General features: G+C 44.1%; 12 protein-coding genes. 11 read left to right on the top strand and 1 reads right to left on the bottom strand.

From position 1 onward, the window contains the following. Positions 1-93: 93 nt before the first annotated feature. From HPC38_RS06740 to kdpC, 11 genes are all read left to right on the top strand, one after another. Positions 94-504 carry a CidA/LrgA family protein gene (locus HPC38_RS06740; RefSeq protein WP_208120521.1) on the top strand — a complete coding sequence of 137 codons (411 nt, stop codon included), beginning with the start codon at positions 94-96 and terminating at the stop codon, positions 502-504. Continuing rightward, positions 504-1,214, top strand: a complete 711-nt coding sequence (locus tag HPC38_RS06735) for a CidB/LrgB family autolysis modulator (RefSeq protein WP_208120520.1) — start codon at positions 504-506, stop codon at positions 1,212-1,214. Before HPC38_RS06740 ends, HPC38_RS06735 begins: the two co-directional genes overlap by 1 nt. 68 nt (positions 1,215-1,282) lie before the next feature. Then, entirely contained in the window at positions 1,283-2,344 is a 1,062-nt protein-coding gene (gene dinB / locus HPC38_RS06730) for a DNA polymerase IV (protein ID WP_328805249.1), read from the top strand. Between the two features lie 68 nt (positions 2,345-2,412). Then, positions 2,413-3,714: an aminopeptidase PepB gene (gene pepB / locus HPC38_RS06725; RefSeq protein ID WP_208120625.1), complete on the top strand. Its 1,302-nt coding sequence runs from the start codon at positions 2,413-2,415 to the stop codon at positions 3,712-3,714. Positions 3,715-3,871: 157 nt separating this feature from the next. Beyond that, entirely contained in the window at positions 3,872-4,798 is a 927-nt protein-coding gene (locus HPC38_RS06720; RefSeq protein WP_208120624.1) for an ABC transporter ATP-binding protein, read from the top strand. Between the two features lies 1 nt (position 4,799). Continuing rightward, complete coding sequence (locus HPC38_RS06715) at positions 4,800-5,567, top strand: ABC transporter permease (RefSeq protein WP_208120519.1); 768 nt, start codon at positions 4,800-4,802, stop codon at positions 5,565-5,567. Positions 5,568-5,622: 55 nt separating this feature from the next. Next, entirely contained in the window at positions 5,623-7,713 is a 2,091-nt protein-coding gene (locus tag HPC38_RS06710) for a DUF4118 domain-containing protein (RefSeq protein WP_208120518.1), read from the top strand. A 504-nt stretch (positions 7,714-8,217) separates the two neighbouring features. Continuing rightward, positions 8,218-8,295: a K(+)-transporting ATPase subunit F gene (gene kdpF, locus HPC38_RS10605; protein WP_208120623.1), complete on the top strand. Its 78-nt coding sequence runs from the start codon at positions 8,218-8,220 to the stop codon at positions 8,293-8,295. Between the two features lie 19 nt (positions 8,296-8,314). Further along, complete coding sequence (gene kdpA / locus HPC38_RS06700; RefSeq protein ID WP_208120517.1) at positions 8,315-10,042, top strand: potassium-transporting ATPase subunit KdpA; 1,728 nt, start codon at positions 8,315-8,317, stop codon at positions 10,040-10,042. A 13-nt stretch (positions 10,043-10,055) separates the two neighbouring features. Further along, complete coding sequence (gene kdpB / locus HPC38_RS06695) at positions 10,056-12,113, top strand: potassium-transporting ATPase subunit KdpB (protein ID WP_235977677.1); 2,058 nt, start codon at positions 10,056-10,058, stop codon at positions 12,111-12,113. Between the two features lie 10 nt (positions 12,114-12,123). Beyond that, positions 12,124-12,765 carry a potassium-transporting ATPase subunit KdpC gene (gene kdpC / locus HPC38_RS06690; RefSeq protein ID WP_208120516.1) on the top strand — a complete coding sequence of 214 codons (642 nt, stop codon included), beginning with the start codon at positions 12,124-12,126 and terminating at the stop codon, positions 12,763-12,765. A 58-nt stretch (positions 12,766-12,823) separates the two neighbouring features. Here kdpC and ppnN read toward each other — a convergent pair whose 3' ends face one another. Beyond that, positions 12,824-14,188 (bottom strand): nucleotide 5'-monophosphate nucleosidase PpnN, encoded by a 1,365-nt coding sequence (ppnN, locus tag HPC38_RS06685; RefSeq protein ID WP_208120515.1) that lies wholly within the window; start codon positions 14,186-14,188, stop codon positions 12,824-12,826. Positions 14,189-14,204: the final 16 nt, after the last annotated feature.

Here is a 14,204-nt window from a genome sequence, read left to right as displayed (position 1 = left end):
GTATGCAAAGGGTGACATTGTTCACAAAATAAGAGTAAAATTGCGTGATATTTTAAAAAAGACTTTAAACCGATTTAAATTATCATACAACCTATGCAACAGAAATTTTTTCATCTTTTGCGCGCGCTCGTCATTTTATATGTGGTGCTCTATATCGGCATTTTTATCGAGCATTTAATCCCCATTGGCGTGCCAGGCAGTATTTGGGGGCTGCTGATTCTGTTCTTTTGCTTGACCACACAGGTGGTGAAAGTACAGTGGATTTCACTCGGTGCATCGCTTTTGGTGCGTTATATGGCAATGCTATTTGTGCCAGTGAGTGTGGGGATTATCAAATACAGTGATGTATTGCTCAATAACGCCAAACAACTGTTGATTCCTAACTTCATTTCCACCGTGCTTACCATGGTGGTGATCGGCTTTATGGGCGATTATTTATATAATCGTCATTCTATCTCATCTTTGCGACGCAAAGTCAGCAAACGACGCAGAGGACAGGCGTGATGTGGCAGGCTCTATTAAACGAAACCGCACTTTGGCTTTATTCCGGGTTGACTCTTGTGGTATTTATTATCGCGGTGTGGATCAGCAAGCGTTGGCGTTCGATTATCTTTAACTCATTTGTACTCACCATTTTAATGCTGGTGGCAATTTTACTGATTTTTGATATTCCTTACGACAGCTATATGCAAGGCAATGCGCCGCTCAATAATTTACTCGGGCCTGCCATTGTCGCTCTTGCACTGCCACTGTATGAACAGCTGCGCCAAATTAGCAGCCGCTGGAAGAGCATTTTGCTGATCACCACCACCGCATCGGTGTTTTCTATGTTCACTGGGGCGACATTGGCAGTGTTATTGGGCGCAAACCAAGAAATTATGGCAACGCTGCTGCCCAAATCTATCAGCACGCCGATTGCGATGGCGGTGGCGGAAACCATCGGCGGCGTGCCTTCCGTTACCGCAGTGAGCGTAGTACTGGCTGGATTACAAGGCTCCATTTTTGGGTATGTTTTGTTGAAAAAACTCAAGCTCAAACATCCTGAGGCCATTGGGTTGTCTATCGGCGCTGCCTCCCATGCCTTGGGTACTGCGCGCACCCTTGAGTTGGACAAACAAGCGGGTATTTATAGCTCAATTGCGCTGGTTCTATGCGGCATTATCACCTCCATTCTTGCGCCGTTGGTATTTAAAATCGTACTTCTTTTATTTTAAATTATACTGTTCATTTATACAGTATAATTGCTATAATACATCATCTAAAACAACATTTAGGTGACAGGGTGCGAAAGATAATCCATATTGATATGGACTGCTTTTATGCTGCGGTGGAAATACGCGAAAACCCTCATCTACAGGGCAAACCTGTGGCTGTGGGTGGCTCGCCAGATCATCGCGGGGTACTAAGCACGTGTAATTATGAAGCGCGTCGCTTTGGGCTACATAGTGCGATGCCGAGTGCAACCGCACTTCGTAAATGTCCACAGCTGATTTTGCTTAAAGGCAATATGGCACTTTATCGTGATGTTTCGGCGCAAATACATCGTATTTTCAGCCGTTATACCGACATTATTGAGCCACTTTCACTCGATGAAGCCTACCTTGATGTAACCGATTGTTGTGCTTTCAATGGCTCTGCTACTTGGATTGCCCAAGCGATTCGCCAAGCCATTTTTAAAGAAACTCAACTCACCGCCTCCGCAGGCATTGCGCCGTTGAAATTTCTCGCTAAAATTGCCTCGGATATGAACAAACCCAACGGGCAATTTGTCATTACCCCACAAGACGTGCCAGTCTTTGTGCAGCGTTTGCCTCTGGCTAAAATCCCAGGCGTGGGCAAGGTTACTGCGCACAAACTCAAACAAATGGGGCTGGAAACCTGTGCGGATGTCTGTGCCATTGAGCCGTACATTTTGTTTGACACCTTTGGCAAGCTAGGGCAGCGCATTTGGCAATTTAGCCATGGACAAGATCATCGTCGCGTCCAAGCGCAACGCACGCGCAAATCCCTTGGCGTAGAAATCACATTGCAGCACGATATCGACAGCCTGCAATCGGGCATTGAAGTGCTCAACGCACTTTATGACAAACTTATTATTCGATTGCAAAAAGCTTATCCCAATCGTATGTTATCAGACTTTCATCATCTTGGCGTCAAGCTCAAGTTTAGCGATTTTCAAACCACTACACTGGAAAACCGCACTTTGAACGTCAGCAAAGCCCATTTTCAACAATTGCTGGCACAAATTTGGCTACGGCGCAAAAACCGCAGCGTGCGCTTGATTGGGCTGCAAGTTACTATTAGCCCTAAGCAACAATCCGAACAACTGTGTTTGTGGCCGTAGTAGGTTATTTTTTTCCTCAACTGCGCTATACTACACCCACATTTCTATGAGTAGGACTTTCTATGTGTATGCAAATTTTTTTAGACAACAAAACCGCTGATGCGCAGTGGGGCAAAGAGGCGTTGCTGAGTTTTAACAGTAAAGGTGCGCATATTCATTTTAATAATGAGCTACAAACCATCCAAACTGCCGCGCGGCGCTTGCGTGGGCAAGGCATCAATGATGTTGAACTGGCAGGTTCTGCGTGGGATTTGCCACGCTGCTGGGCGTTTTATCAAGGCTTTTATTCCGCGAAACAAGATTTTAGCATCGAATTTCCACATTTAGACGATGCCGAACAGCAGCAGCTTTTCCGCCAAATTGAATGTGGCGATTTTGTGCGTGAAATCATCAATCTGCCAGCAGATGTGATCACCCCTGAAGTATTGGCACAACGCGCGGCAGCATTTATTTTGCAACAAGCCGAAAGCGTTGAGATGCAAAGTGCGGTCAGCTACCACATTGTGACCAAAGACGAATTGCTCGAAAAGAACTACAACGGCATTTTGACCGTCGGCCGCGGTTCGCAGTACAGCCCAGCCATGTTGCAGCTTGACTTCAACCCAACAGGCGATGCAAGCGCGCCCGTGATGGCCAGTTTAGTGGGCAAAGGCATCACATTTGACTCAGGCGGTTACAGCCTCAAACCGAGCAGCTCCATGGATTCTATGCGCTCAGACATGGGCGGCGCAGCCCTGTTAACTGGCGCATTGGGCTTGGCGATTGCCTGCGGCTTAAACCAACGGGTGAAACTCTATTTATGTTGCGCGGAGAATATGGTCAGCTCACAGGCCTTTAAACTCGGCGACATCATTGAGTATCGCAACGGCGTGAAAGTGGAAGTGCTCAATACCGACGCGGAAGGCCGCTTGGTCTTGGCTGATGGCTTGATCAACGCCAGTGCCGACAAACCGCACTTTATCATTGATTGCGCCACGCTCACAGGGGCAGCTAAAGTGGCGGTAGGCAATGATTACCACAGTGTATTATCGATGGACGACAAATTGGTGAAAGCTTTGTTTAAAGCCGCTGAGCAAGAGCAGGAACGCTTTTGGCGCTTGCCATTTGAACCATTCCACCGTGGGCAAATAAAATCACAATTTGCTGATATTTGTAATACAGCCAGTGTACCCGCAGGCACCAGCGCAGGCGCGAGCACTGCAACGGCATTTTTGTCTTACTTTGTGGAAAAATACCACAAACGTTGGGTGCATATTGACTGTTCAGCCACGTTCAGAAAATCTGCTAATGCACAATGGGCCACAGGAGCGACGGGCATTGGCGTGAACACTTTAGCGAACTTGTTGCTCGCACAGGCAGAAAAAGCCTGATAGTCAAAGTGCGGTTGCACTTAATCTGTTACAAAGCCAGGCATTGCGTTGCTTGGCTTTTTTGTTGGCTGAGATTATGCCAGTATCATCTTCGCCAGTGACGGTGAGATGGTGTATACTATGCGACATTGAGATGAATCAGTATGAAGGTATTTTGATGTATGCACTTGAGATAGAAGGGCTGAAGAAGACGTATCCAAACGGCTTCACCGCTCTATATGGGATTAATTTACGCGTGCAAGAAGGGGATTTTTATGCGCTGTTGGGGCACAATGGGGCAGGCAAATCCACCACGATTGGCATCATAAGCTCATTGGTCACCAAAAGTGCGGGCAACGTACGGGTATTTGGGTTTGATCTCGACACTCAACTGACCGAACTGAAAAAGCAAATTGGCGTAGTACCACAAGAATTTAACTTCAATAATTTTGAAACCGCGATGAATATTTTGATCAACCAAGCGGGCTACTACGGCGTGCCACGCAAAGAGGCGATCAAACGTGCCGAGAAATGGCTGAAAATGCTCGATTTGTGGGACAAGCGAGATCAAAAATCTATGCGCCTATCAGGTGGCATGAAACGCCGTTTAATGATTGCTCGCGCACTAATGCACAACCCTCGCTTGCTGATTTTAGATGAGCCAACGGCAGGCGTGGACATCGAACTGCGCCGTTCAATGTGGCATTTTTTACGCGAAATCAATCAGCACGGCACCACCATCATTCTCACCACCCATTATCTAGAAGAGGCAGAAATGCTTTGCCGCCACATTGGCATCATTCAACACGGACGGCTGGTGGTCGACACTACCATGAAAGCACTGTTAAGCCAGCTAGAATCGGAAACGTTTGTGCTCGATTTAGCACAAAGTGCGGTCAAGCCACAAATTGAAGGCTATGTTACCCGCTTGGTGGACGACAACACGCTCGAGGTGGATGTGTCGCGTCGCCAAGGGCTAAATGACTTATTCGCTCAGCTTAGCGCTCAACAGATTGATGTACTGAGTATGCGTAATAAAACCAATCGCTTGGAAGAGCTGTTTATCCGTATGGCGTTAACACAAAAAAGCACACAAGGAGCATAATATGTCGTTGTCACGCGTGGCGTTTTTCACGATTTTACACAAAGAAATTCATCGTTTTATGCGTATTTGGGTGCAAACCTTAGTGCCACCCGTCATCACGATGACGCTCTATTTCGTGATTTTTGGGCAATTAATCGGCTCACGTATCGGCGAGATGGGCGGATATAGCTACATTCAATTTATTGTGCCAGGACTGATTATGATGTCGGTCATTACTAATTCATTCGCCAATGTGGCCTCTTCGTTTTATAGCACCAAATTTGCACGCAATGTTGAGGAGCTTTTAGTGTCGCCAACCTCAACTCATGTGATCATTCTAGGCTATGTGTGTGGAGGTATGGCTCGCGGAATTATTGTTGGAACATTAGTGACTATCGTGTCACTCTTTTTTGTACCGTTGCATGTGCATTCGTGGTGGGTCATCTTAGCCATTTTATTGATGACCAGTGCGACTTTTGCTCTCGGTGGATTGATTAATGCCGTATTTGCCCGCTCATTTGACGACATCTCCATTATCCCAACATTTGTGCTAACGCCATTAACCTATCTTGGTGGCGTGTTTTATTCGATCTCGCTGTTACCTGAATTTTGGCAAGGCGTATCGAAACTCAACCCCATTGTATATATGATCAACGGGTTTCGTTTTGGCTTCTTGGGTGTGAGTGATATTGCGCTATACCGCACTTTTATGGTGCTTGCGCTCTTTATCATTGCGTTGTATGGTTTCGTTTATTATTTAATTAATAAAGGTATTGGATTAAGAAATTAACATAGATGGAATATGTGTTTATTATAGTATCTTATTATACAAGTGAGGTTATTATATGATTGATGATGAAAGCCGCCCTGATCCACAGGTGTTATTGAAGAAAATTCAAGGAGAAACGGAAACGTCGTCTACTCAAGGTAAATTAAAAATATTTTTTGGTTTTGCGGCAGGTGTTGGAAAAACCTACACAATGTTGAAAGCTGCTCATAAGGCTAAAGACGAAGGGCGTGATGTCGTAGTTGGCTATGTTGAACGCCATACCCGTCCTGATACACTTGCATTACTCGATGGTTTAGAAATTTTACCTACTAAGCAGCTAGAGTATAAAAATATCGCACTAACAGAGTTTGACCTTGATGCAGCGCTTGCAAGAAAGCCCGAATTAATTTTGGTTGATGAATTAGCGCACAGTAATGCGCAAGGCAGTCGCCATTTAAAACGCTATCAAGATATTAAAGAATTGCTTAATAACGGCATTGATGTTTATACCACTGTCAATGTGCAGCATCTTGAATCTTTATATGATCAAGTCGCGTCGATCACTAAAGTCTCCGTGTCTGAGCGTGTGCCTGATGAAATTTTTAATATGGCATCACAAGTTGAGCTAGTGGATATTGAACCAAGCGATTTAATTAAACGTCTTCAAGAAGGAAAAATTTATCAAAAAGTACAAGCATCTCGAGCACTAGATAATTTCTTTAATCTAGACAATCTTGCCGCATTACGTGAAATTGCACTGCGTCGCTGCGCTGATAGACTTAATCAGCACTCTATTAAGCAAGGTAAAGCCGCTGGCAGCCTTGTGGGTGAACATATTTTAATTTGTTTATCCGACTTGCCATCAAATGCGAAGGTGATCCGCTCTGCAGCGCGTATGGCTGAAGCATTCCACTGCGGATTTACCGCACTTTTGCTGGAAAATAGTCGTACTGAGGCAATGAACGAGCAAGAGCGCAAACGCTTACGAGGAAATTTACATCTTGCTGAACAACTTGGTGCACGAGTTAACACCATTTATGGTGAAGACCCTGCTGAACAGATTGCTGAATATGCGAAATCCAGTGGGGTGACTAAAATTGTGCTTGGGCGTTCCACTTATCAAAAACGCGGTTGGTTTGGACGGCAAAAAGCATTAGCCGATCGACTACCGCCACTTTTGGAAAACATTGATATTTATGTTATCCCCGACAATCAGCCAGTGGAGAAAGGGCGCAAGGCACTGTTTAGGCGCAATAAAAAAGCCTTCCAGTTTAATGGTGGTGATTTTATCAAAATGCTGCTCATTACCGCCATTGCGACAGCAATCAGCATTTTATTTGACTCTAATGGAATGCGTGAAGCCAATGTGGTGATTGTTTATTTGGTAGCGGTATTAATCACCTCCATTCTGACACAGGGGATATTTTATGGCGTGTTATGCTCGGTGTTCAGTGTATTGCTGTTCAACTACTTCTTTACTGATCCACGTTTTACGCTGATGGTCAATGATCCTGAATACCTCATCACTTTTGCAATTATGATCATCGCCAGTATGATTGCCAGCACGCTCACAACTAAAGTGCAAGAGCAGGCTAACCAAGCTGCGCAACGGGCATATTATATTGAGCTTTTGCTTAATGCCAGTCAGCATTTACAGCAGGGCGACAATGAAAAAGAAATTTTAAGCATTGCTGCTAAGTTGCTTAGTCAGTTGCTCAATCGCTCTATTGTGTATGCACAAACTGAGGCTACTGGCCAAGGCGCATTACATTTCCAAGGGGTGAATATTGAGCAAGATGGCGATGGTGAGAACGCAGTGGCTAACATGACCATTGAAGAACGCGCCGTGGCCAAATGGGTTGCGAAAAACAACAAACAAGCTGGTGCAACAACGAAAACCTTGGCGCACGTCAAAAATCTTTACCTCGCAGTACGTAGTATGGATACTGTAATGGGGGTAGTCGGCATCCCGATCGGTGATAAACCACTCTCATTTTTTGAAAAAAACTTAGTTGTTGCACTACTTAACGAATGTGGTTTAGTACTTGAGCGGCGACGTTTAAGTATTGAAAACACGCGTTTTGCATTTGAAAGACACTTACCAAAATCTAAACCGCACTTTTTATCTTCGGTGAAAAACCGCGTGAACCGCATTTTTCACAAATAGCAATCACTTGTCGGCCTTGCTTAGGCAAGGCCGTTTTTTTCTACCCAATCACCAAATAATGAATAAGCTATGATTCGTTTGACCAAATTTTATTCGTTTTGATTATTTTAAAATTTTTATTTAGTTTGATAAATAACGTAACTTTGCAGCTAAAATTCAATAAAAAGCCCCAAAATAACAACAAATGTTAAAAATAACAAAATTAAACTATTTTGGTTGTTTTTTTATTTTAAAGGAGTATTATCGCCTTGTTGAATTTTTAACGGAGAAAAAACATACAGTAAAACAGCAAAAATTGAGTATTTCATACACAAAAATCATGAGATGACCTCCACTTTGGAGGCTATTTTTTTATGGGCAGAATCAATTTCTCAATCAACTAGGAGGTGGAATATGCTCGATGTCGCAATGTTAATTGCAATGGTTTTAGGTTATGGACTAATTTTCGTGCTCATTGCGTGGTGTCAAAGCCAACTGAATGCGAAAGAATAGAGAGAGGTAAATATGTGGATACTTGGAATAATGATTGTTTTACTGGTGCTTTATCTGTTTTACGCGCTGGTACATCCCGAACAGTTTTAACCTATTTTAGGAGATTCGTATGTTTCAGCTAAGTTTAACGTTTATTATATTTTTGCTGATTGTAATCCCGATGGGGCATTACTTAGCCAATATTGCACAAGGCAACAAAACTGTGTTCGACCCTGTGTTCAATCCAATTGATAACCTACTTTACAAAATCATCGGTGTACGTTACGACAGCACCATGAATTGGAAGCAATATGCCATTGCGCTGGTGTTAACTAACGCCATTATGGTGTTAATAGGTTATCTCGTTTTGCGTGGTCAAAGCATTTCACTGTTCAACCCAAATGGGATTGAAGGCATGGAATCGTCTTTGGCGTTCAATACCATCATCAGCTTTATGACCAACACCAACTTACAGCACTACAGTGGTGAATCTGGTTTGTCATATCTGTCACAAATGGTTGTTATTTGCTTTATGATGTTTGTTTCCGCTGCCAGTGGCTATGCGGCGTGCATGGCATTTATTCGTGGCTTAGCGGGTAAAAGTAAAGACAACATGGGTAATTTTTATGTGGATTTAACCCGTGTTATCATCCGTGTGATGCTACCATTGTCTATTATTGGTTGTTTGTTGTTGGTTTGGCAAGGTGTACCTCAAAATATGGACGCTAATATTGTGATCAACACTTTAGAAGGGCACAAACAAGTGATTGCTATGGGGCCTGCAGCTGCTATTGAAATCATCAAGCACGTCGGTACCAACGGTGGTGGCTTTATTGGTGCAAACTCATCCACTCCAATTGAAAATCCAAACATCATAACCGACCTCATTGAGCTTTATGCCATGATGATTTTACCAGGTTCTTGTGTTATTGCCTTTGGTAAAATGGTTAAAGATCGCATGGCGCAAAACGCCGCAGCGCGTGGTATGAGTGTACGTTTCTTTGGACGTGAAGGTCGCAGTATCTTCTTAGCAATGAGTATTTTGTTCCTACTCGCACTCGCATTGTGCTATTGGGCTGAAAGTCAAGGCAATCCAATTTTATCCAACATTGGCTTAAATCAAGCGATGGGTAGTATGGAAGGTAAAGAAGTGCGCTTTGGCATTGCTCAATCTGCGATGTTCTCAACCACCACAACTTCATTTACCACGGGTACTGTGAACAATATGCATGATACCTTAACCCCACTTGGCGGTATGGTGCCATTATTGCAAATGATGCTCAACGTTGTGTTTGGTGGTAAAGGTGTTGGCTTGATGAACATGATTTTATATGCCATTTTGGCCGTGTTTATCTGTGGCTTGATGATTGGTCGTACACCTGAATATTTAGGTAAAAAAATCGAAGGCCGTGAAATGAAGCTGACCGCACTTTGCATTATTGTGCATCCATTGTTGATTTTAGCTTCATCTGCACTCGCTGTAGCCACCCAAGGTGGACTCGAAGGTATCACCAATCCAGGCTTCCATGGACTGTCACAAGTGTTGTATGAATACAGTTCATCAGCAGCTAACAACGGCTCTGGCTTTGAAGGATTAAGCGATGACTCGCTCTTTTGGAACGTCAGCACTGGCTTAGTAATGCTCTTTGGTCGCTATATCTCTATTGCATTACAACTTGCCATTGCAGGCTCAATCATGAAAAAAGCCTTTGTGAATGAATCCGCAGGTACATTACACACAGACACTATCTCTTTTGCCATTATTCTCGTGTTTGTTGTTTATGTTTTTGCAGCATTAACTTTCTTCCCAGTGCTTGCACTTGGGCCGATTGCAGAACATTTAACAATTTGGGGATAATTAGGGGGAGAACATGAGTAAGAAAAAACAAAATCAAAAACTGATTACACCAGAGATTTTACGCCAAGCAATTGTGGGCTCGTTTACCAAACTTAACCCACTTTATATGATGAAAAACCCAGTCATGTTTGTCGTTGAAATCGGCTTTTTCATCACATTGGTGTTGTCGATTTATCCAGCTATTTTTGGCGATGAAAGCTCAAGCAATGCTCGCATCTACAATATTATTGTAGCGATCATTTTGTTTGTAACAATTTTATTTGCCAACTTTGCCGAATCTGTGGCTGAAGGACGTGGTAAAGCCCAAGCAGCCAGTTTGAAGAAAACCCAAAAAGAAACTCAAGCTCGCCTACTTAACAGCGACGGTAGTGAAACTGTGGTCTCTTCGAGTGAGCTAAAACGCGGTGATATCGTGATGGTGTCCGCCGGCGAAGTCATCCCAAGTGACGGTGAAGTCATTGAAGGGATTGCCTCTGTCGATGAATCTGCCATTACTGGGGAATCTGCTCCTGTTGTACGTGAGTCTGGCGGTGATTTTTGTTCAGTCACAGGCGGTACAACTGTAGTATCTGACTGGCTGAAAATCCAAATCACGGCTGATCCAGGCAATAGCTTCCTAGATCGCATGATTTCATTGGTAGAAGGCGCTTCACGTAAGAAAACCCCAAATGAAATTGCACTTAATACGCTGTTGGTGTCACTGACCATCATCTTTATGATTGTGATCATTACACTTTATCCAATCAGTATCTATTCTGGTGTGCAATTGCCAATTTCAACTCTGATTGCGTTAGCTGTGTGTTTGATTCCAACTACCATTGGTGGTTTGCTATCTGCTATCGGGATTGCGGGGATGGACCGTGTGACTCGCTTTAACGTGATTGCAATGTCAGGTAAAGCAGTGGAAGCCTGTGGTGATGTAGATACCATGATTTTGGATAAAACAGGTACCATTACCTTTGGTAACCGTATGGCCGCTGAGTTTTACCCTGTAGGCAATGCAACTAAAGAAGAGTTGATTCGCTGTGCGGTGTTAACCTGTTATAAAGACCAAACACCAGAAGGAAAATCAACTTTAGAATTGGCACGCAACATGGGTGACAACACCCCTGAGCAAACTGATGCAGAGTTTATTGAATTTACCGCACAAACCCGTATGAGTGGGGTGAATTTGGCCGACGGCACTGCCATTCGCAAAGGGGCGAGTGATGCCATTCGCAACTATGTGTTGGAAAAAGGTGGTGAAATCCCATCTGATTTAGAAAATACCGTCAGCGAAGTCTCCGGCCTTGGTGGCACACCGTTAACCGTGTGTGAAAACAACCGCATCTTAGGGGTGATTTACCTTAAAGATACCGTGAAACCAGGCATGGTTGAGCGTTTTGAACGCCTGCGCGCAATCGGTATCAAAACTATTATGTGTACTGGTGACAACCCATTGACCGCAGCTACTATCGCAAAAGAAGCTGGCGTGGACGGTTTTGTGGCAGAATGTAAGCCAGAAGACAAAATTGATGTGATCAAAAAAGAACAAGCTGAAGGTAAAATTGTTGCTATGACAGGGGATGGTACCAACGATGCGCCAGCCTTGGCACAAGCGAATGTCGGCCTTGCAATGAACAGTGGTACCACTGCAGCAAAAGAAGCGGCCAACATGGTTGACCTTGATTCTGACCCAACCAAAATTTTGGAAGTGGTTGAAATCGGTAAACAGCTTTTGATCACCCGCGGTAGTTTGACCACCTTCTCCATTGCTAATGATATTGCAAAATATTTTGCTATCATCCCAGCAATGTTTATGTTGGCCATTCCGCAAATGCAAGTGCTCAATATTATGAACCTAGCAACGCCTGCGAGTGCGATTTTGTCGGCATTAATCTTTAATGCTATCATTATCCCATGCCTGATTCCATTGGCCATGCGTGGTGTAAAATACCGCCCAATGTCCTCTGGCAAGTTGTTAGCGCGCAATATGATGGTCTATGGTTTAGGTGGTGTTGTGGTGCCATTTATCGGCATTAAACTCATCGATATCATCATTGCACCGTTATTGCAAGCATTAGGTTTTTAAGGAGAGAAGAATGAAAAGTATTGTGCAAAACTTACGCCCAGCGATTGTCATCTCACTGTTGTTTATGGCCATTTGTGGATTAGGCTACCCGCTGGCGATGACCGCACTTTCCTCTTGGCTTTTCCCTGATCAAGCCAAAGGAAGCTTGGTGACGGTCGATGGTCAAGCTGTAGGCGCACGTTATGTGGGGCAACAATTTGATGCCGACTACTATTTATGGTCTCGTCCGTCTGCTGTTGGTTACAACATGTACGATGAGAAAAACGGCGAACAAGTTACCTTAAGTGGTGATAAGTTTGAGGGAATTAGTTCAGGTTCAGATAACTATGCACCATCTAACCCTGATCTCAAAGCGCGAGTTGCACAGGATTTACAAGCTTTCTTAGCACGTAACCCTGACATCAAACAAGAGCAAATCCCAGCAGATTTACTCACAGCATCTGGTTCTGGCCTCGATCCAGATATTTCACCTGAAGCGGCAAGTGTACAAGTGCCGCGGATTGTGAAAGCATCTGGTCTAAGTGAACAGCAAGTCAAACAAATGATTGCCAATAACACCTCTGGCAAATTGTTTGGGGTATTTGGGGCTGATACGGTCAATGTACTAGCTGTTAACCTTGAAATTGCCAAAGCGATGGGCTTGATTAAATAGCTCAATGCGCAGGCAAACAAAAACCGCACTTTTAAAAGTGCGGTTTTTTTTATGGCGGTTATTTCATGATTTTATAACACGGCTGGTAGGCATCACCGCCTGGCAGTTTCATGCGGTCTTGGGTGATGAAATCTTTAAGCACTTGATCCATCTTCTCAAGTAAAACTGGGTCACCATGGAGCTCATACGGACCGAGTTGTTCGACTTTTTCGATATAATCAGGTTTGATGTTGCCCGCCACAATGCCCGAAAATGCACGGCGCAAATTGGCGGCTAAATCGGCTTTACTTTGCTCAAGGTGCAAGTCCAGCGCGCTCATATTTTTATGGGTTGGCTCAAATGGCTGCTGGAAAGCCTCAGCAATTTCAAGCCGCCAATTAAAACCATAAGAGTCATTACCTTGTGCACGCGCTTGTTGAATTTTGCCCATCTGATGGCTGATTTCACGTGAAAGTTTTACAGGATCATCAATAATGATTTCATACAGCGATTGCACCTCTGGGCCAAAAACATCACCGATAAAACGATCAATGGTGACAAAATAGTCCGCACTTTCTTTTGGACCCGTTAAATAAAGGGGCAGTGGAATGTCTTTGTTGGCAGGGTTGAGCTTAATACCGATAATATACAGCAGTTCTTCAAACGTACCTGGGCCCCCAGGAAACACCACTATACAATGTCCCATACGCACAAATGCTTCGAGGCGCTTTTCAATATCTGGCATAATGATCAGCTCATTGACGATCGGATTCGGCGGCTCAGAGGCAATGATCGATGGCTCAGTAATCCCGATAAAACGGCTATTTTTAAAACGCTGATTAGCATGCCCAATGGCAGCCCCCTTCATCGGTGCCTCCATAACACCTGGTCCACAGCCTGTGACAATATTCAGCTCGCGCAAGCCCAATTGTAGTCCGACCGCACGGCAGTAGGCATATTCTACATCACCAATGGAGTGTCCACCCCAGCAAACCACTAAATTAGGCTGTTCACCGACAATCAATGCTTTTGCATTACGCAAAATGGTGAAAATATAGTTAGTAATTTTGTTTGCGTTGCTGCCACACACACCGTTGGCATTGTATTTGGTGATCACATTAACGAACAAAATATCCCGCAAGACGGCAAACAAGTGATATTGAATATTACGGATTAATTTATCATCAACAAACGCATCTTCTGGCGGATTAATCAAACGTAAGGAAATGCCTCGTTCACGCGCCACAAGCTCGATTTCAAAATCGGCATATTTGGTCAGCAAAATGCGGCTGTCGTCAGTCACCGAGCCTGAATTGAGCACCGCCAGTGAACAGTTACGATAAAGTGGGTATAAATTACCTGCTGCGCCTTTTTGCAGCAGCTCAACTTCTAAGTGCGAGAGCTGATCCATGCTCCCACGCGGATTAATAATATGAGAACTCATTTTTTCTCCTTCTTTG

It is taken from the genome of Spirabiliibacterium pneumoniae, from assembly GCF_014884995.1.
Lineage (GTDB): Bacteria > Pseudomonadota > Gammaproteobacteria > Enterobacterales > Pasteurellaceae > Spirabiliibacterium > Spirabiliibacterium pneumoniae.
Note: the sequence above shows the minus strand (reverse complement) of the source record. Positions and strands in the feature narration are given on the sequence as shown.

Excerpts from the sequence above, each read along its gene's own strand:
- HPC38_RS06740 (WP_208120521.1), top strand. The coding sequence starts at position 94 with ATGCAACAGAAATTTTTTCATCTTTTGCGCGCGCTCGTCATTTTATAT.
- HPC38_RS06735 (WP_208120520.1), top strand. The coding sequence starts at position 504 with ATGTGGCAGGCTCTATTAAACGAAACCGCACTTTGGCTTTATTCCGGG.
- pepB (WP_208120625.1), top strand. The coding sequence starts at position 2,413 with ATGCAAATTTTTTTAGACAACAAAACCGCTGATGCGCAGTGGGGCAAA.
- HPC38_RS06720 (WP_208120624.1), top strand. The coding sequence starts at position 3,872 with ATGTATGCACTTGAGATAGAAGGGCTGAAGAAGACGTATCCAAACGGC.
- HPC38_RS06715 (WP_208120519.1), top strand. The coding sequence starts at position 4,800 with ATGTCGTTGTCACGCGTGGCGTTTTTCACGATTTTACACAAAGAAATT.
- HPC38_RS06710 (WP_208120518.1), top strand. The coding sequence starts at position 5,623 with ATGATTGATGATGAAAGCCGCCCTGATCCACAGGTGTTATTGAAGAAA.
- kdpF (WP_208120623.1), top strand. The coding sequence starts at position 8,218 with ATGTGGATACTTGGAATAATGATTGTTTTACTGGTGCTTTATCTGTTT.
- kdpA (WP_208120517.1), top strand. The coding sequence starts at position 8,315 with ATGTTTCAGCTAAGTTTAACGTTTATTATATTTTTGCTGATTGTAATC.
- kdpB (WP_235977677.1), top strand. The coding sequence starts at position 10,056 with ATGAGTAAGAAAAAACAAAATCAAAAACTGATTACACCAGAGATTTTA.
- kdpC (WP_208120516.1), top strand. The coding sequence starts at position 12,124 with ATGAAAAGTATTGTGCAAAACTTACGCCCAGCGATTGTCATCTCACTG.
- ppnN (WP_208120515.1), bottom strand. The coding sequence starts at position 14,188 with ATGAGTTCTCATATTATTAATCCGCGTGGGAGCATGGATCAGCTCTCG.